This window comes from bacterium (assembly GCA_028821235.1).
Classification (GTDB): domain Bacteria; phylum Actinomycetota; class Acidimicrobiia; order Spongiisociales; family Spongiisociaceae; genus Spongiisocius.
The window spans coordinates 1-18330 of sequence record JAPPGV010000073.1 but is presented as its reverse complement, the minus strand read 5'-3'; the positions used below and the strand labels follow the sequence as shown (position 1 = coordinate 18330).

General features: G+C 67.4%; 14 protein-coding genes. 3 read left to right on the top strand and 11 right to left on the bottom strand.

All coding sequences use genetic code 11. The features are described 5' to 3' along the window. Positions 1–196: 196 nt before the first annotated feature. From dtd to OXK16_07720, 11 genes are all read right to left on the bottom strand, one after another. On the bottom strand, positions 197–652 hold the full coding sequence (gene dtd / locus OXK16_07770) for a D-aminoacyl-tRNA deacylase (GenBank protein MDE0375842.1): 456 nt from the start codon (positions 650–652) through the stop codon (positions 197–199). Continuing rightward, positions 649–1425, bottom strand: a complete 777-nt coding sequence (locus tag OXK16_07765; GenBank protein ID MDE0375841.1) for a hypothetical protein — start codon at positions 1423–1425, stop codon at positions 649–651. The genes dtd and OXK16_07765 overlap by 4 nt, the downstream gene beginning before the upstream one ends. Further along, positions 1412–2620 (bottom strand): MFS transporter, encoded by a 1209-nt coding sequence (locus tag OXK16_07760; GenBank protein ID MDE0375840.1) that lies wholly within the window; start codon positions 2618–2620, stop codon positions 1412–1414. The genes OXK16_07765 and OXK16_07760 overlap by 14 nt, the downstream gene beginning before the upstream one ends. Positions 2621–2628: 8 nt before the next feature. Beyond that, positions 2629–3684, bottom strand: coding sequence for an ABC transporter ATP-binding protein (locus tag OXK16_07755; protein ID MDE0375839.1), 1056 nt, complete (start codon positions 3682–3684; stop codon positions 2629–2631). Further along, on the bottom strand, positions 3681–4559 hold the full coding sequence (locus OXK16_07750; GenBank protein MDE0375838.1) for an ABC transporter permease: 879 nt from the start codon (positions 4557–4559) through the stop codon (positions 3681–3683). Before OXK16_07750 ends, OXK16_07755 begins: the two co-directional genes overlap by 4 nt. Before the next feature lie 3 nt (positions 4560–4562). Continuing rightward, positions 4563–5468, bottom strand: a complete 906-nt coding sequence (locus OXK16_07745; protein ID MDE0375837.1) for a sugar ABC transporter permease — start codon at positions 5466–5468, stop codon at positions 4563–4565. A 149-nt stretch (positions 5469–5617) separates the two neighbouring features. Next, entirely contained in the window at positions 5618–7084 is a 1467-nt protein-coding gene (locus tag OXK16_07740; GenBank protein MDE0375836.1) for an ABC transporter substrate-binding protein, read from the bottom strand. Positions 7085–7255: 171 nt separating this feature from the next. Then, entirely contained in the window at positions 7256–8248 is a 993-nt protein-coding gene (gene ilvC, locus OXK16_07735) for a ketol-acid reductoisomerase (GenBank protein ID MDE0375835.1), read from the bottom strand. Continuing rightward, positions 8248–9300: an NAD(P)-dependent alcohol dehydrogenase gene (locus tag OXK16_07730; GenBank protein MDE0375834.1), complete on the bottom strand. Its 1053-nt coding sequence runs from the start codon at positions 9298–9300 to the stop codon at positions 8248–8250. Before OXK16_07730 ends, ilvC begins: the two co-directional genes overlap by 1 nt. A 31-nt stretch (positions 9301–9331) precedes the next feature. Beyond that, on the bottom strand, positions 9332–10426 hold the full coding sequence (locus OXK16_07725) for a nucleoside hydrolase (GenBank protein MDE0375833.1): 1095 nt from the start codon (positions 10424–10426) through the stop codon (positions 9332–9334). 130 nt (positions 10427–10556) lie between these two features. Next, positions 10557–11813 carry an ATP-binding protein gene (locus tag OXK16_07720; GenBank protein ID MDE0375832.1) on the bottom strand — a complete coding sequence of 419 codons (1257 nt, stop codon included), beginning with the start codon at positions 11811–11813 and terminating at the stop codon, positions 10557–10559. 320 nt (positions 11814–12133) lie between these two features. On the opposite strand from OXK16_07720, the gene OXK16_07715 reads away from it, so the two are divergent. From OXK16_07715 to OXK16_07705, 3 genes are all read left to right on the top strand, one after another. Then, a complete protein-coding gene (locus OXK16_07715; GenBank protein ID MDE0375831.1) occupies positions 12134–13387 on the top strand; it encodes an MFS transporter in 1254 nt (417 codons plus the stop codon). Positions 13388–13538: 151 nt separating this feature from the next. After that, complete coding sequence (locus OXK16_07710) at positions 13539–14954, top strand: amidohydrolase family protein (GenBank protein MDE0375830.1); 1416 nt, start codon at positions 13539–13541, stop codon at positions 14952–14954. A 313-nt stretch (positions 14955–15267) separates the two neighbouring features. Continuing rightward, a complete protein-coding gene (locus tag OXK16_07705; GenBank protein MDE0375829.1) occupies positions 15268–18273 on the top strand; it encodes an insulinase family protein in 3006 nt (1001 codons plus the stop codon). Positions 18274–18330: the final 57 nt, after the last annotated feature.

Below are 18330 nucleotides of genomic sequence, written 5' to 3'. Positions count from 1 at the left end.
GCCCCGATACTCACACACCAGAGCCACCCAACAAGGTAAAGGAGGGCCCGGCGCGATGCGCCGCTTTTCGCGAGTTCCGGAACTTTGGGCAGTGGACGCCACATATGACGCCCTGAACCTCAGGTTTAGGGCACCGCACGTGACGCCCTGATCCTGAGGTTCGCTGACAAGCGACGGAGACAGGCTCGTCTAGCTGCTACACGACCCGGCCGTCAGCCGTTTCGACCATCAGGGTGAAGGGTCCGTTGTTGCGGAGGTCCACCTCCATCATCGCTCCGAAGCGTCCCGTCTCTACCTCCACTCCGAGGGCCCTCACCGCCTCCACGAACTCTTCGACCAGCTGCTCGGCCTGCTCGGGCCGGGCCGCCTCGGTGAAGCTGGGGCGCCTGCCGCGGCGGACATCGGCATACAGCGTGAACTGGCTCACCACCAGCATGGCGCCCCCCACGTCGATGAGGGACCGGTTGAACCGTCCGTCCTCATCCGGGAAGATGCGCAGCCCGACGACCTTGCGGGCCAGCGCCTCGGCGTCGGCGCCGGTGTCGGCCCGGCCGGCGCCCACCAGGGCCAGCATCCCGGCCCCGATCCGCCCGATCACCTCGCCGCCGACCGACACCGAGGCGTGATCCACCCGCTGGACGAGCGCCTTCATCGGGGCCCCTCCCCCGGGTCGCGGTCCGCTGTGATCGACAGGGCCACGTCGAAGACGGCCTCGTTGGCGGCGTCCAGCCGCTCTTGCTGCGCGTCGGTGAGCGGGTCGAGGAAACTCCGGTCCTGGTCCAACTGATCCCACACCACCAGCAGCGCGGTGGCGGCGAAACCGAAATGCCGCGCCACCGCATAGAGGGTGGCCGCTTCCATGTCCACCGATCCGTAGCCGCGGTCCCGCCAATCAGCCACCATCTCCCCGCTCTGAGCGAAGATCGACACCCACGACAGGTGTAGGGAGTCCGCCGCCCTGATCTCCCTCTCCATCAGCCGGCGACGGCCCAGCGCGGCAAGGCCGGGATCGGCTTCGACAGTGTCGGAGGCCCCGTAGAGATGCGCCACGCCCTCCCCGGCCACCGCCACCGACGGCACCACCACGTCGCCGGTGGACAGCCCGGCGTGAAGGGCGCCGCAGGTTCCGATCATCACCATGCGCGGCGTCCCCAGCACCCCGAACAGATGGGCCGGCTCCACGGCGCGGGGCGCCCCGTACACGCAGGAGTAGACCACCGGTCTCCCCCGCCGGTAACCGAGGAACATGTCGGGGAAGGCCAGCTCGCGCACGTCCTCCAGCCGGCTGAGCCGCCAGGCGGTGCGCTGCTCCCTCCACCAGGAGCCCTCCAGGATCACGGCATGGGGGATGTCGTCCTCCGTGATACCGAGCGCAGCCATCCACTCGTCACGACCGAGGTCCATCACCGCCCTATGCCGGGCCATCGGAAGCTCCTTCCCGCAACTGCCGAGCTCGCGCCATCGCGTACCAGCCGTAGGACCACAGGGCGCCCACGAGCACCGATCCGGCCAGGAACAGGAAGGCGATGTCCCAATCGTCCTGACCGACCAGCCTGCCCATCAACGGCGACCCCGCCCCGCCCCCGAGGTTAAATGCCAGGGCGAACATCCCCGAGGTCAGGCTCACCGCCCCCGGGGAGCCGACCCGGGGATACAGTCCCAGCACCACGGATGACGAGGCCCCGACCAGGGCCGTGGCCGCGGCCACCGCCGCGAAGCCGCTCCCGATGCCGGCAGCCCCGGAAACCGTCGCCAGCGCCGCGGCGGTCAGCAGGAGGACGGTCCCGCCCCTCACGATCGCCGCGGGCCCGTGCGGGATCCGTAGGAACCAGCGGCCCAGCGCGATCGTCACGACGATGGAGACGGCCGGCATGGCCGACGACAGGAGCCCGGCCCGGCCCACCGACACGCCGTGTACGTCCACGAAGTAGGTCGGGGTCCACACGATGAGGGCCACGTAGGCCACCCCCAAGGCCGCCGCCGGCGGGAGCAGCCGGATGGCCGCTGCGACCGACCCGGCGGCCCGATCGGCCGGTGAGGCCTCGGGGACCCGGTCCCGCACCCCGATCCACCAGACCACACCGATCGGTACGAGTACCAGGAAAGCAGCCAGGAACACCGCGTCCACGCCGCCCCGTTCGATGATGAGCCCGCCGACCGCGAAGGTGAGGGCCGTGCCGGCCACGAAGCACGATCCGAACGAGGCGATCACCCGAGCCGACCGGCCTGCCTCCACCCACCGACCCAGCGCGCCCGCCAGAGGGGTCCAACCCATGGCCTGGAACACCCCGTTGGCCGACCAGATCACCAGCGCCCACCGGAAGTCCCCGGATCCGAGCACGAACGCCGCGTTGAGGAGCCCGCTCCCGACCAGCCCGAGACCCACCAGCATCCGGGCCCCGAAGCGATCCGCCAGGCGGCCCACCGGAACCGCCGACAGCGAGTAGACCCAGAAGAATCCGGCCGCCAGCGCCCCGATCTCGGTGGCGGACAGGCCCGCCTCTTCCTCGAGCCGGGGCACGGCCACCGAGAAGTTGACCCTCCCCAGGTAGTAGAGGGCGTAGACAGACCATCCCGATGCGACCAGCGCCCAACGGGTCGCGGCCGGGGTGGGGAGCAACCGGCCGCCTACTCGTGGGCGGCGGCCGGCCCGATCACCCAGATCTTGTTGGAGTCGAACGTGACCGGCACCTCGTCCCCGTCGTTGAACATCTTCACCTGCCCGGGGTCCGTGACCGCCTCCACCTCGATGTCGCCCAGCGTGACCCGGAACCGGGCATACCGCCCTACATAGACGTGCGACCTGATCCGTCCCATCACCGAGTTGCCCCCGGCGGCGCCCAGCGTCACCGCCTCGGGGCGGATGCTGAGCACCGCATCACCGCCGTCCACCGCCGACCGCGGCGCCCGGAACCGGCCGATCGAGGTGGTTATCTCTCCCCCCTCGTAATGGCCCGGAATGAAGTTGGTGCCGCCGAAGAACTTGGCTATCTCGACGCTCTGCGGCGACTCGAAGAAGGCGTCCGGCACGTCGAACTGCTGGAGCCGCCCGTCGAACAGCAGGGCGATCCGGTCGGCCAGCACCACCGCCTCCTCCTGGTCGTGGGTGACGAAGACGGTGGTGATCCCCATCTCGGTCTGGATGCGCCGGATGAGCTCCCGCATCTCGTCCCGGAGATGGGCGTCGAGGTTGCTGAGGGGCTCGTCCAGCAACAGGACGTTCGGTTGGACGATCAGCGCCCTGGCCAGGGCGATCCGTTGCTGCTGGCCGCCGGAGAGCTGCCGGGGCTTGCGGTCTTCGAAACCGGGCAGCTGCACCAGGTCCAGCATGTCGGTAACCCGCGTCCGGATCTCCTTGCGGTCCACCTTTCGCATCTTGAGACCGAAGCCGATGTTCTCGGCGATGGTCATGTACGGGAACAGCAGGTAGTTCTGGAACACCATCACCGCTCCCCGGTCCTCGGGAGGGATGCTCAGGATGGAGTCGCCGTCGAAGCTGATGTCGCCCGAGGTGGGCCGGAGCAGCCCGGCGATCATCTTCATGGTGGTGGTCTTGCCGCATCCGGACGGCCCGAGAAGGGCGGTGAGCTTGCCGGACTCGATCTCCAGATCGAGCTGATCCACCGCCGGGGGCGATTTCTCGTCGAAAATCTTGGTCAGCCCGCTGAGGGTTACCTGGGTCATATGTTTCCGATACCTCCTACGGCGGCGTTGTCACCGGACAGGTAGCGCGAGCTCAGCAGCAGGACGATCACCGCCGGCAGGATGAAGACCACGCTCAGGGCACCGGCGATGGCCGGGTCCGAGCGAACGAATCCGAACAGCAGTAGCGGCAGGGTCTGCACCTGCCCGCCTCCGATGAGCAGCGTCAGCACGTACTGGCTCCACGAGATTATGAACGCGAACAGTGCTCCCACCACCACGCCCGGGAAGATGGCCGGCAAGGTGATGAGGCGTTGGGTGGCCCAGCGGCTCGCCCCGAGAGAGCGCGCCTGGAGCTCGAAGTCGGTGTCGTAATTGGCGAACACTCCCGACATGACCAGCGTCATGTACGGGAGGGTGGGCACCAGGTGGACAAGGATGACACCCGGGATGCTGTTGGACAGGCCGGCCCGGATGAACAGCACGTGGATACCGAGCACCACGGCCAGTCCCGGGACGATTATCGGGGCCAGGATCATCCATTCCACCAGCCGCTTGCCCCGGAACTCGTACAGGCCCAGCGCCCGGCCGGCCGGGACGCCAAACAGGATGGACAGGGCCGTAACCACCAGCGCGATCAGGGCCGTGTTCCACGCCACGCCCAGCACATCGTTGTGGGGTGTGATCACCTCCGTCCAGGCGCGGGCGCTGTATTCGGTGGGGAGGATGGCCGGATAGAACCAACGGAAGCTGATCGACCAGACGAAAAGGGGAACGATGGGCGCCACGAGGAAAGCCAGCAGGCCGGTGATCCCCACCCATCGACCGGTGATCCGCCAGCTGAAGCGACGATCCTTCTCCTCCGCCGCAACGCCACCTGCTCCGGCAGCGGTCGCTTCGACTCGAGTATCCGCCATGCCCTAGCTCCGCACGTACCGGCGTGACACCTTCATGTACGCCAGGATCATCAGGCTGCTCATCACCGCGATGACCATCGCCATCGCCATGGCCTGCGGTCGGGCCGCCAGGTCGACATCGGTGTAGCTCTCGAAGGCCAGCACCGGCAGGGCCTTGGGGAAGGTGGAGCCCAGCAACCACGGGATCTCGAAGGCGCCGAAGGTGAAGGCGAAGACGATCACCGAGGCGGACACCACGCCGGGCATGATCAGCGGCAGGGTCACGTTGCGGAAGGCCTGCCACCGGTTGGCGCCCAGCGAGCGGGCCACCGACTCGTAGTCCTCCCCCACCGAGAGCAGGATCGCGAGCACTATCACCCCGATGAACGGGATCTCCTTCCACACGTACTGGATGATGATGCCGATCGCCCAGGGATCGTTGACCATCGCTGGGAAGCCCGCCGGGGTGTCGATGATGCCGGCCCCGGTGGCCAGACGGGAGACGAGACCGCTACCCGAGAACAGGTAGAGCACCCCCACCGCCCCCACCAGGTGGGGGATGGTGAGGTTGAGGGAGAAGATGAACTGGACGAAGCGCTTCCCCCGGAACGCAGGCCGGAGAAGCATCGCCGAAGCCACCGCCAGGATGCTGGCGATAAAGGTGGAGGTGAAGGCGATGTGGAAGGTGAGGATGAAGCTCCGGATGAACCCGGTGTCGGTGAAGATTATTGAGTAGGCGTCGAAGTTGAAGTCGTTGAGGCCGATCAACGGGAAGTAGCCCAGGCTACGCAGGAAGCCGGTGATCAAACCCCCCATGAACAGGAGCAGGATCACGAGGATGGCCGGCGCGAGCAGCACGGTGATCGTAAGGCGCCGCCCAGCCTTCTCCGAGAGCCCGGTCCCCGTGAACCGAGGTGTCCTAACCGCCACGTTCAATCCTTCTGCGTGTCATATGAACCAGATCGCCGGGCGCCCCGCCAACGACAAGTCGTGGGATGAGACGTGTACCGGCGTGTGAAGGGCCGGGGTCATAGGCCCGATGAAGACCTTGCCCCCGGCCCTTCCCATGATCGGGTTGTCTAGTTCTGGGCTACGTTCTGGACCCAGCCTTCCTCGATGGCCGGTACCCAGTCACCGAGAAGTTCGCCCAACGAGCGGATCAAGCCCGGATCGACCACCGACGGGTGGCGGGGAACATCCGCGAAGTGCGACTGCGCCGCCGAGTTCAGCACGTTGATCTGGCCCCAGACGTCGGGATACGCCTTCTCCAGCTGACCATCGATGCTCAGCAACAGGTCGGCCACCACCAACGCCGCCGCCTTGTTGGGCGAGTTGTAGGGGATGGTCACGAAGTTGGTGTTGCCGATCTGGCCGCTGTCCAAGCCGTACGTGCGGGTCGACTCGGGGAACAGGCCGCTATCCACGTTGGAACCGGCCGCTGCCGGGCCGTAGGCCAGGAAGTGGCTGACCTCCTGGTTGGCGTACAACTGATGGAGAGCAGGCAGGTCCACCGGATAGGTCTCGCCACCGCGCCACAGGCAGGGCTCGACCGCGTTCAGGGTCGCCCATGTAGCCGACGCCACCTGGTCGTAGATCGCCTGGTCGAACGGGATACCGACCATGTCGGCGTGCCCGCCGGGCAGGATCTTGTCCGCCTCGTTGTAGAACACGTGGCGCACGAACACGCTGCCGGTGAAGTCCGGCGGGGCCGGGTAGGTGAAGGTTCCCGGACTCTCGCAAGCCTGGGCCAGCAGGGCGTCCATGTCGGCCGGGGGATTGGGCACGAGGGCGCTGTTGTAGAACACGGCCGACTGGGCCTGGTTCCACGGAACCTCGCACTCGTCCACAGGGGTACCGAAGTCGAAGGCGATCGGTCCTGCTTGCTGGTCCACGTTGGCCATGCTGGGCATGATGTCCCAGTAGCCGCAGAACAGCAGACCGGCGTTCTTCATCGTCTTGAAGTTCTCGCCGTTGATCCAGATCATGTCGATCGAACCGCTGGCGTACTCACCGGCCTCGGTCTCGCTGATCACCGTGTCCACCGCGTTGACAGTATCGGTGATGCGCACCTGGTTCAGGTCGATCCCGTAGCGCTCCATGGCCTGTTCCTTGACCCAGCCGTTGATGTAGCCGTTGATGACCGCGCTACCGCCCCACATGAACCAGTTGAGCCTGGTGCCGTTGGCGGCTGCCACGATCTCGTCCCACGACATGCCTGCCAGTTCGGAGTCATTCAGGTCCAGGAGGCCTGGCCCGGAGGGTCCCATCGGCTCGGCCTCGACCGGAACCTCGACCTCGACCTCGACCGTCTCGGTCACGATCGACGTGACCACGACTTCCTCCGTGACCACGACTTCTTCGGTGACCACGACTTCCTCGGTCACTACCTCCGTGACCACGACTTCTACCTGCTCGGTCACGATCGACGTGACCACCACCGTCTCGGGCGTCGCCTCCTCGCTGCCGCAGGCGGCGGCAACCAGGGCCACGACCGAGAGAAACGCCGCGAGGCGTAGCAGTCCCTTGCTTCTTGTAGTCCCGCGCATTTGCCGGCTTCCCTCCTTGTTTGTCATGTTCCTCCGGACCGATCACCCACCGGTCATCCCTGCTCGGGAACGGCGGTCGGTCGACCCGGCCTCCTATTCTACGCTCTTGCGCCCCTGCGTGCCCCCTCCAGCGCCAGCAACCTGCCCCCGGCAATCCTTGCTGACTTGAGGTCAGTTGGAGGGAACGCGCCCGAGCACCTCGTACAGTTTCCGTTCCGCCGACCTCATCTCGTGGGCCATGTTCAACTCCCTGACCCGGTCGAACTCGGGGAACCCCGCCCGCTGCTCGGCCGCCCACTCCCGGGCGAACGAACCGTCCTGGATGTGGGAGATGATCTCTCTGAGACGAGACCTCTCGGCTTCCTCCTGCTCGGGAGAGAGCCGGGCGGTCACTTCCTGCCCGTACTGGCTGGTACGGGAATGTAGCGTGATCTGGTCCCAGAGCCCAATGTCGCGATAGGCCTTGGCGGTCTCGATCCCCTCACCCGAGGCGTAGAACTCCAGCATCGCCACTTCGGGGCTGCAACCGGCCTCCACCAGGACCTCGCAGTAACGCCGTACCGCGTAGAGATATCCCACCTGCTCGGCGAACAGGTCCACGGTCGCCTCCTCGAGAAAGCTGGATTCGATCACGCCCATCCGGGTGGATCCGATCCCCTCGCAGAGGGCCAGCATCCGGGCGAAGGCTGTGCCGCTGGCGTCTTGATGGACTGCGATCAGGCTCGGGAACCCCTCACCGCTCAGGTACGTGTCCCGTACCCCTGCTCCGATCATGCGGGGAGCGATCAGCACCACGTCCACGTCGGCCGGAGGCGCGATCAGGTCGAAGGCGATGTTGTAGCCGCTGGCGAACACCACCATGTCACCCGCCGAGAGATTGGGGCCGATGTCCCGCTCGAACACCTGGGGCATGACCTCGTCGGGCACCAGGAGGAAGGTGATGTCGGACCGTTCCACCGCCTCGCCCACCGGCAGCGCCTCGAAGCCGTCCTGGATGGCCGCCTCGTAGGACTCGTCCCGGCGGCTCCCCACGATGACGCTCAGGCCGCTGTCCCGCATGTTGAGGGCCTGGGAGCGGCCCTGGTTGCCATACCCGATGATGCAGACGGTCTGGCCGGCCAGATGGCGCAGGTCGGAATCGTCCTCGAAATACATCGTGGCCATCAGCCGTTCCCTCCCCCCGGACCGGCCACGTCGATCATCACCTTGACGGCGCCGGAGGACACGCTGAGGGCGGTATCCATCGCCTCGGAGGTCCGTTCCAGGGGGAAGCGGTGGCTGACGAGCCGCGTCCCGTCGATCCGGCCCGATGCCAGGAGGGATATGGCCTCGGGGAAGGCGTCACGACCGAGGTAGACGGGTATGACGGTCGCCTCCATGGACTGGGCCAGCAGCAGGTTGAACGGGATCCGCTCCTCGGTGTTCACCCCCACCGCCACCACCCGCCCGCCGGGCCGCACCAGGCGCAGGGCGGTCTCGAGGGTGCGCGGGCTGCCCACCGCTTCGAAGACGACATCCGCGCCCGGGCGTTCGGTCCGTTCGAGGATCTCCTCGGGCTCCAGCCCGCCGACGTTCACCGTGGTGGTAGCCCCCATGTCCGCTGCCAGCGCCAGCCGCCCGTCATCAAGATCGGTGGAATGCACGGCGCCGGCGCCGTAGGCCAGGGCCACCGCCAGGATCAGCAGGCCGATCGGGCCCGCCCCGATGATCAGCACCGTCTCGCCCGGTCGCACCTCGCCCCGCCTCACCGAGTGGACCGCTATGGAGGTCGGTTCCACGAGGGCGCCGAGGGCGAAGTCCATCCCCTCCGGGAGCGAGTGGGCGCCGCGCGCCGGCACCGCCACCAGGTCCTGGAGGGCGCCGTCGGTGTGGGGCGACCCGGTGAACCGCATGCGGGGACAGAGGTTGTAAACGCCCCGCCGGCACGCGTCGCAGGCCTCGCACGGCACGATGGGCTCGACCGCGATGTGATCGCCGACCCGGGTGTTCCCCACTCCCGCACCGAGTTCCGTAACGATGCCGGCGAACTCGTGACCCAGCACGTGCGGGCGCCGGACCCGCCAGGTGCCGATCCGCCCGTCCTTGTAGTAGTGGAGATCGGAGCCGCAGATACCCACCAGCCGGGGCGCCACCAGCACCTGCCCCGGACCCGGGGACGGCGCAGGCCGCTCCCTGATCTCGATACCGCCCTCGGGAAGCAGGCAGGCTGCTCTCATACGTCCTCGCCTCCTCGCTCCGCTTGCCCGGTCACCGCGACGCCAGGATGCGGTCCTGGTCGTCGAGCTTGACGATCAGATCGTGGTAGACGGCGTCCCGGTCGATGCCCACCGCCTCCAGCATCAGCGGCCCGTCGGGTCGGGCCTGCCAGACCAGGTCGTCGTCGAGGTGGGGGGTCCTCGTGGTCCGCGTCGGCACCCAACTGCGGTCGATCAACCAGGCGATGTTGATCAGGTCCCAGACCACCCAGGACTGCCCGGGGAATGGCTTGACGCCGCGCTGGATCCAGATGGGATTGTGGACGTAGAGGTGGTAGAGGTAGTCGCCGATCTCGCCCTTGCCCTTGATCCAGGCCTCCGCCTCGGGATGCGAGAAGTTCAGCTGGGCGCCGATGTGGTAGCCGGGCAGGTAGACCAGCGGCACGCCCGACGAGAAGAGCAGCCGGGAGGCATGGCGGTCCTGCACCAGGTTCAGGGAGGGGGTGTTGTCGAGGTCGACCCAGGTGGGATACCCGGAGGTCCAGTTGACCACCATGCGGGAGGCGATCTCGGGCGCCATCAGCAATGCCGAGGTGACGTTGGTGACGCATCCGATGGCCACCACATGCAGCACCCGCTCGTCATCGGCCAGCGCCGCCTCGATGATGCGGTGGGCGCCCTCGCTCTCGACCGGGACATCAGGCGCCGGCATGTAGCGGTCCGAGCCGCGGAACACCAGACCGTCACCCGGGATCCCCAGCTTGCCGAGCACGCGGTGGATCTCCTCGTATGACTCCTCCATGCCCTCGGCCGGACCCACCAGTTGGAGGTCGTCGGGCTCGATTCCCTGAGCGATCAGGTGGCGAACCCATCCCTCGTACTTGTTCTCCACCGCCCCGGTGGTGGTGCCGGCCCGCAGGGCCTCCAACTCGGCCACCAACTCCTCCCGCATGTGGAGATGGCCGAAAGGCTCGGCCACGATCGCCTCCACCTCGAGGCGGTCGGGCGACAGCAACGCCCAGGCCAGGGCGAACTGGTCATCGATCTCGTTGGCGGTGTCGGTATCGATGAGAACCCGGGCCGGCCCCGGGCGGTCGGCGAACATCTCTAGCCGCCGCTCGTCGCTGACGGTAGGGAACAAAGTCATCAGGCACCTTCCACGGGCGAACCAGCCCTAGAGGCTGGACGACCCACAATCTACACCCGGTGCGAGAACCCCGATTCCGGACCGACGGCCTTGGGGACGATCCGTCATCCGACGGTGGTGGATCAGGCCATCAGGCCGGAGGCGACCAGAGGGTGCTGATCGGGCGCAGGTGGAGGCGGTCGCCGACGGTCAAGGAGTGGGGCCCGGTGTGGAACAGGATTCCGGCTCGGAAGGTTCCGGGGGCCGTGGTGTCGAGTTGGTCCCTGAGCCACCGGACGTGGCGCAGGTGTCCCTTGGTCGGGGATCGGGTGGCTTTGATCTCGATGGCGACCAGGGCGCCGTCGGGGCGCTCCATTATCAGGTCGATCTCGCGCTTCTGCCGGTCGCGATAGTGAAACGTGGACACCCGGGTGCCCGACGCGGAAAGTTGCCGGGAGACCTCGTTGACAGTGAAGGTCTCTATGAGCGGACCGGCCAATAGCGAGGTCGGCTTGGCGAGCATGGCCGGTCCGGCGCCGAGAAGGTGGGTGGCCAATCCGGTGTCGGAGAAGTGGATCTTGGGACGCCGTACCGCGCGTGACCTGAAGTTGGGAGACCAGGCCGGGAGTTCGTGAACCAGAAAGACGGTCCGTAACCACTCCAGGTAGGAGACGGCGGTGCTGCGATCGAGGCCGAGCCTCCCCGCTGTGGCCGTGACATTCAGTTCGGACGCAGTGGCCGCCGCCATCCATCTCAGCAGGCGAGGAACGGCGGCCTTGCGCCGGATGTCCGCCAAGGCGTAGATGTCACGGAGCGTCACCGTCTCTACATAGCTGTCGAACCAGGCGTGCCGGATCGACGGCTCCAAGGCCGCGACCTCCGGGTATCCACCCCGGCAAAGCCTCTCCAGGTAGGAGAGACGCTCCTCGGGTTGACCCCGGCCTATGCTCGAAGGAGTGGTGAACCACCCCTCCACCGGCGTCACGGGCCGGCCGAGCCGCTCCGCCTCCGAGAACGGCCAAAGACGCAGGATGCGCACCCGCCCTGCCAGGGACTCGCTGATTACGGGAACGGTCAGGAAGTTGGTGGAGCCGGTCAGCAGGATCCGGCCGGGTGTCGGGTCGGAATCAACGACCCGCTTTATTGCCCTGACCAGGCGGTCACCTCCTAGCTGGACCTCGTCCACGGTCAGCAATCCGGGTTGCTCGACCAGGAAGGTGAGGGGATCGTCGAGTGCGGCCTCCCTGGTCGCGTCGTCGTCGAGCGTCGTGTAGGTGCCCCCGCGCTGTACGGTGACGGACCGGGCCAGTGTCGTTTTCCCGGACTGGCGTGCGCCATGCAGCACGACAACCCGGAAGTGGTCCAGGGCCTCATGGAGGGGTTGGAGTAGGTGGCGTCTGATCAGCATCTGGCCAGTAGAATAATCTACGGAATGTCACTTAGCTAACCGACAAAATGACACGCCCAAATCCGTGGTTCCGCACCTTGTCTCTCCGGCAGATTCGCGAGAACCGCCGGCGCGTTCACCGAGGAGGAACTCGCCCGAGCCCGTGCCTCCATGTACGGCGAATGACCCTCGTCCTCGACGCGGACACCAGACTGTCGCAGCAGACCGCGGTCCCGTAGACCGGCCGATCGGTGCGGGCCGGCCGCCACCGGGCCTTCGAATTGGGGATGGGGATTCGATCCACTAAACCGGTCGGGCATCTCCACTGAAGGTCCGTACGAATGCCTGCCGATCCCCTATCCGACGCCGTCAAGCCTGCCCGGCGGTTCCTCGGCTGGCGGATCGCCGGGCTGGCCGTCATCACGGGCGCCATGACCGGCCCCGGCCAGACCATCGGCGTGTCGGTGTCGATCGACCCGTTGATCGCCGAGCTGGGGCTGAGCCGGCCCCAAGTGTCGGCCGCCTACCTGATCGGCACCCTGGCGGGCGGCGCCGCCCTGCTGCCGGTGGGCAGCTGGATCGACCGGGTCGGTACCCGCCGCGCCATGAGGTGGGTCGGGGCGGCGTTCGGTCTGGGCCTGGTCGTCATGGCGGGCGTCCAGGGCTTCGTGACCCTGGCGATCGGCTTCACCCTCATCCGCTGGCTCGGCCAGGGCGCCCTGACATTGGTGAGCTCGCTGTCCATAACCCACTGGTTCGAACGCCGGCGCGGCCGGGTCTTCGGGGTGACCTCACCCACCATCAGCGGCCTGATGAGCCTCACCCCGCTGATACTGGGACTGGCCGTGGCGGCCTACGGCGTCCGGGTCGCCTGGCTGCTGGCGGCGGCCGCCGTCTGGCTGGTGGTCATACCCATCGGGCACTTCGGCATCGTCGACCGCCCGTCGGATGTCGGCCAGCGTCCCGACGGCTACAAGCGGCCGCCCTCCACGGCGCGCGCGGCCGCCCCGACCGCCCGCACTCCCGCCACGCGCGGCCAGGCCATCACCCAACGCCGGTTCGTCCTCATGGCGTGCGTCATCGCCACGTCCTCCATGGTGGCCACCGGGTTCAACTTCCACCAGATCTCGATCCTTACCGGAGCCGGCCTGTCCACGACCCAGGCCGCGGCGATGTTCGTACCCCAGGTCACGGGCATGATCGCCGCCGGCCTGGCGATGGGAGCCCTGGCCGACCGGCTCCCCACCCGGGTGCTGCTGGCTGCCGCGATGCTCCTCCTCATTTGCGCCCTGGCGATGGTGGGGCGCCTCGAGCCGGGCTGGCAGGCGTTTGCCTACACGATGCTCCTCGGCGCCGGCGGCGGGGCACACTTCCCGCTCGTGCCCACGGTCCTGCCCCGCTGGTTCGGCCTCGCCAACATCGGCGGTATCCAGGGCGTCTCCATGCTGGTCACCGTGACGGCTTCAGCCGCCGGACCGGTGACCGTGGCGCTGCTCGCCGCCGGCACCGGGGGATACGCGGCCGCGGCCTGGTGGCTCACCGCCATCCCGCTCGCCACCGGCTTGGGCGCTCTCTGGATCACCGAGCCGACGTGACATAGCACGAGGCCCGCAGGCGGGTCACCGACTCCCCCGATCGTGAGCCGCCAGCCCATGCCCGGGTACACTCCGATCCGGCGGCGGGGTCGCCCCATGCCTGGCCGGGCGCGGTCCCGGCGCGGTCCTGGTCTCGTTTGGAGGTCGTGCCATGATCCTGTTCGACAACTGCCGGTTCCTGATCGCCACGCCCGACCCTGACGGCATCATCGAGGACGGATGGGTGCTGGTCGACGGACCGCTCATCCACTCGGTGGGAGGCCCCGAGGACTCGCCGAAGGACGAGGTCGCCAGGCGCGGCGGCGAGGTGGTGGACTGCGGCGACAGGCTGGTGATGCCGGGGTTGATCGACAGCCACAACCATCTGGCCAACTACGCCTTCAACCTGCTTCCGGGCATCGACCCGTCCTCGCTCGAATTCAGCGGCATCTCGGAGTGCCTCGAGAAGTTCATCTGGCCCGCCTACACGTGGGCATCGGACGAGAGCACCTACGACATGACCCTGGTGGCCATGTGCAACGCCATCAAGCACGGCACCACCACCATCACCAGCGCCTTCCCGTTCCCGCACGGGTCGTTTCGCGCCGGCGTCGACTCGGGGATGAGGCTCATCATGCATCCCCAGACCGTCAGCAACGTGATCCTCGGGGACGGGCTCGACGATGACGGATACCTCGCCCTGACCGAGGAGGTGATCCGGAACTACCACAACGCCGAGGACGGGCGGATCCAGGTGGCGGTCCACCCCCACACCACGTACTCGTGCTCGGAACGGTTGCTGCTCGGGTGCATGGAGTTGGCCGAGCGCTACGACGTGGGGTTCGCCACCCATCTGCTCGAGAGCGTCGAGGATCGCCACCTGTCGGACGCCCAGTTCGCCGCCTGGGGCGGCATTGTCGGCTACCTCCAGGCAAAGGGCCTGCTCCAGGAACGCACGCTGTTCTTCCATTGCGACCAGGTGAACCGGGAGGAGGCGGAGATTTTCGCCGAGGCGGGGGTCGCCATCTCGCACAACCCGCAGTCCAACGCCACCTACCACGGCTCGGTTGCGGATGTCCCCGCCCTCCGGGCGGCCGGCGTCACCCTCGGCCTCGGCACGGACATGCCGGCCGGCAACCTGTTCGACAACATCTACACGGCCTACCTCGTCAACGCCATCATCCCGCCGGACCAGGAGAAGCAGTTCGAGCCCTGGGTGCCCATCGAGCTGGCCACGATCGGGAGCGCCCGGGCCCAGCGGCTCGGGGACCGGATCGGGACCATCGAGGCCGGCAAACGAGCCGACATCATCACGGTGGACCTGCACCGGAACACCACCCTCTACCCCCTCAACGCCGGGAACCTCCTCTACTGGATCGTCACCAAGTGCGCGGGAACCCTGGTCGAGGACACGATGGTCGACGGGAGGTTCCTGCTGCGCGGCGGCGAGTTCACCTTCCTGGACGAGGAGGCCATCATCGCCCGTTCCGACGAGTGGATGACCAGGTTCGAGTCGTGGTACCGGGCCCGCAAGGCGGCCGGTGAACCGGTCACCGTGAGGAAGTACCCGGACTACGAGAGCCGGTAGCCTCGAAGTGGTCGCCCACCCCGGCCGATGCGCCCGGAGCCGTTTCTGGCCTTGTCTGCGCCAGGCGGTAACATCATGGGGGCAGCCGAAGGATGCTCGATCTCCGGGCTCCTGAGCTGCTTCGGGTCACGAAACGACGGCCATCTCTGGTGGGGTTCCTCCGGGCATCTGCGACTCGCTCGGCGTGCCGGCAGGTGGGTGGGCCAAGGTTTCGATGCTCCCCACACGATCGCGTATGCATGCCCGGCGCCGAAGACCGCCCGGCAGGAAGAGCAAAGGAGTGAGGATGACGAGTTGGCGGCCGAGGAGCCCGTTGGCGATCTTTGCCGGGCTGGCGCTGCTGGTCGGGATTCTGGTCGCGGTGCCCGTTTCGGCAGGCGCCGAGGGCACGGCCGGGGGCGACACCTCGGTCGAGGAGTCCGAGCCCCGGACCGTGACCGTGCAGCCGGGCGACACTCTGCGCAGTATCGCCATGGCCCACCTGGGCGACGAGAACCGCTGGCCCGAGATCTACGACCTCAACAAGGGCGTGGTCCAGGCCGACGGAAGGGCGCTGACCGATCCCAACCTGATACGCGTAGGCTGGGTGTTCCAGATCGACCCGGTGACGTTCCCCATCGACTCGGCGGTGCGGGTCGGCACGCTCGACAACGGTTTCACCTACTACCTGCGGAGCAACGACCGTCCGGGCAAGAGCGTGACGCTGCGGCTGGTGGTGAAGGCCGGGTCGGCCAACGAGTCCGAACCGGGCCAGGGTTACGCCCATTTCCTGGAGCACGTGGTGTTCGAGGGCACCGAGGCCTACACGGCCGAGTCCCTGAACTCGACGATCCGGAGCCTTGGGGCGGAGTTGGGTCCCGACACCAACGCCTACGTCAGTTACGACCAGACCGTCTTCGAGCTGACCGTGGCGGCCGATCCCCGCGAGAACATCTCCACTGCCCTTCACGTGTTCTCGCAGATGGCCCACGCCGCCACCATCGACCCGGAGGGGGTGGTGGCAGAGCGGGGTGTGGTGCTCGACGAGCTCCGGTTCCGCGTCTCGGACAGCTACGGGTACGTCGGATCCGAGTTCGACCGTATCTACACCATGGGGACGGCCTACGAGGGACGGTGGCCGGGCGGCACGTTCGAGTCCGTAGAGGCGACCACGGCAGCCGACCTGAGGGCGTTCTACGAGACTTGGTACGTCCCGTCGAACATGGCCATCGTCGCGGTGGGCGACGTTCCACTGGACGAACTCCAAGCCCTGGTGGAGGAGCACTTCGGGCCGATCCCGGCCGGCGATGCCCCGCCGTTCTGGCTGCCGGTGGTCACGCCGGACCCCGAGCCCTCTTACCACGTGATCACCGACGAAGGCCAGGGCTTCTCCTACATCTCGCTGGACATCCCGATCCCGACGTCCGAGTCGGGGACGGAGGATGGGCAACGCCTGGGCCTGATGGACGCGCTCATCCAACTCATGGTCCTGAACCGTCTCGAGGATGCGTACTACCGCGGGGAACTGACCCAGGTCGACAAGCCCGACTTCAGCAGCTTCAGCCACGGTCGGGCCTTGCGCTTCTACGGGACCAACTGGCAGGGCGAGAACCTGGACACGGCCTCCGCCGCCTACTACTCGGTGCTGCTTACCGCCCAGGAGTACGGCTTCACCGACGTCGACCTGGCCATTGCGCGCGATGAACTGGTCACGGCGCTGGACCACGGGCTGGAGACCGCCGCCACCGTCACCGACCCGGCGTACGCGAACGCTTACGTCTCGCACTTCCTGTTCGGCGGCGACATCAGCGCCCCTCAGGACCGGCACGACCGGCTCACGGCGCTGCTCGGGGAGATGACGGCCGAGGAACTCACCGACCGCTACAGATGGATGATGGAGCGGTCCGCGCCGTTGGTGATCGCGGTCGGCCCCGACCCGGCCAGCGTGCCCACCACAGCCGACCTGGAGGCCGCCTTCGACGCGGCCGTTCCCCGCAGCGAGCCCCCGCCGGTGGAGCAGGGCATCGACGAGTTGCTGCCTCTCCCCGATCCGGTCGACCCGGTGGCAAGCGGACCGACCGGCGTGCTGGACGGCCACGAGTGGGAATTCGCCAACGGGGCAAAGGTGGTGTTCGTGTACTCCGACACCGTCGAGGCGACCGTGAGCCTCCGAGCCAGGGGTCTGGGCGGGTGGTCAACCCTCGAGCCCGGATCTGGGGCCCTGGCGCCAAGAGCGGTCGAGGCGGTGGCCGGCAGCGGCTTCGGCGACCTGACCAAGTCCCAGATCGACCGTTTCCTCGGCGAGAGCACCGCGTCGCTCAGCGCGTTGATCGGTGAGCGGACCGAGGGGTTCAACGGCAGCGCGAGCCCGGACGATCTCGAGACGCTATTCCAACTCATTCACCTGCTTGTCACCGCACCGAGGGTGGACGACCTCGCCTTCGATCAGGCTTTGAACAGCGCCGCTATCCGTACTCAACTGGCCGAGGTGAACCCGGCCTGGCAGGCATGGGTGGCATCGGCCGAGGCCCGTTTCGGACTCGAGTGGCACCGGCCGGTGGCTACCCGGGAGCAACTCGCCTCGATGACCGCCGAGTCGTTGCTGAACCTGTACACGCGCCGCCTCGCCGATGTGGACGACATGGTGGTGGCGGTGGTCGGCGATGTGGACGCTGAGATAGTCGAGCGCTTGGCCCGCCACTACATCGGGACGCTGCCGGCGGGTGAATCCGATACGTATGTCGACCGCCATCGACCCTTCCCAACCGGACTGGTACGGCGCGAGATACCGGTCAGCGCCGATGAGAGCGCGGTGATGCAGATGTCCTACGAGACCGAGAGCCCCGTGACCCCGTCGCTGAGGGTCAACGCCCACGTGCTCAGGGTGATCCTGGACAACCGCCTCACGCTGCTGGTGCGCGAGGAGTTGGGCGCCTCCTACGTCACGCAGGTGTCGATCAGTCCTGCCTTTGCTCCGCGGCCCACGGTGTACGCGGACATCGCGTTCACCTCGGACGCCGCCCGTCTCGACGACGCCCATGCCAGGACTCTGTCGATCCTGGCCGATCTGGTGGCGAACGGACCCACTGCAGAGGAACTCGATCAGGCCATAGCCGTGGCGCGGGCTGACTACGACACGCCCAGCAACGCCAGGCTGCTCGGCGTGCTCACGAACCGTCTGTTTACCGACGATGAGAACCTCCTCACGCCTGAACGTTCCTTGGAGGAACTCGGGAAGGTAACGGCAGCCACCGTGCAGGCTCTGGCCTCCGACCTGTTCGATACGGAAGACCGGATCGAGATCGTCCGCATACCCACCGGGGCCGGCGGGCAGTACTGATGCACTAAGCCTGAATCCACCGATGGGCTTGCTGGGGGTGGTTCGGGAGGGTCGGTT

Bases quoted from the DNA above. Each gene is read 5' to 3' on its own strand.
- dtd (MDE0375842.1), bottom strand. From the start codon at position 652: ATGAAGGCGCTCGTCCAGCGGGTGGATCACGCCTCGGTGTCGGTCGGC.
- OXK16_07765 (MDE0375841.1), bottom strand. From the start codon at position 1,425: ATGGCCCGGCATAGGGCGGTGATGGACCTCGGTCGTGACGAGTGGATG.
- OXK16_07755 (MDE0375839.1), bottom strand. From the start codon at position 3,684: ATGACCCAGGTAACCCTCAGCGGGCTGACCAAGATTTTCGACGAGAAA.
- OXK16_07750 (MDE0375838.1), bottom strand. From the start codon at position 4,559: ATGGCGGATACTCGAGTCGAAGCGACCGCTGCCGGAGCAGGTGGCGTT.
- OXK16_07740 (MDE0375836.1), bottom strand. From the start codon at position 7,084: ATGCGCGGGACTACAAGAAGCAAGGGACTGCTACGCCTCGCGGCGTTT.
- ilvC (MDE0375835.1), bottom strand. From the start codon at position 8,248: ATGGCCACGATGTATTTCGAGGACGATTCCGACCTGCGCCATCTGGCC.
- OXK16_07730 (MDE0375834.1), bottom strand. From the start codon at position 9,300: ATGAGAGCAGCCTGCCTGCTTCCCGAGGGCGGTATCGAGATCAGGGAG.
- OXK16_07725 (MDE0375833.1), bottom strand. From the start codon at position 10,426: ATGACTTTGTTCCCTACCGTCAGCGACGAGCGGCGGCTAGAGATGTTC.
- OXK16_07720 (MDE0375832.1), bottom strand. From the start codon at position 11,813: ATGCTGATCAGACGCCACCTACTCCAACCCCTCCATGAGGCCCTGGAC.
- OXK16_07715 (MDE0375831.1), top strand. From the start codon at position 12,134: ATGCCTGCCGATCCCCTATCCGACGCCGTCAAGCCTGCCCGGCGGTTC.
- OXK16_07710 (MDE0375830.1), top strand. From the start codon at position 13,539: ATGATCCTGTTCGACAACTGCCGGTTCCTGATCGCCACGCCCGACCCT.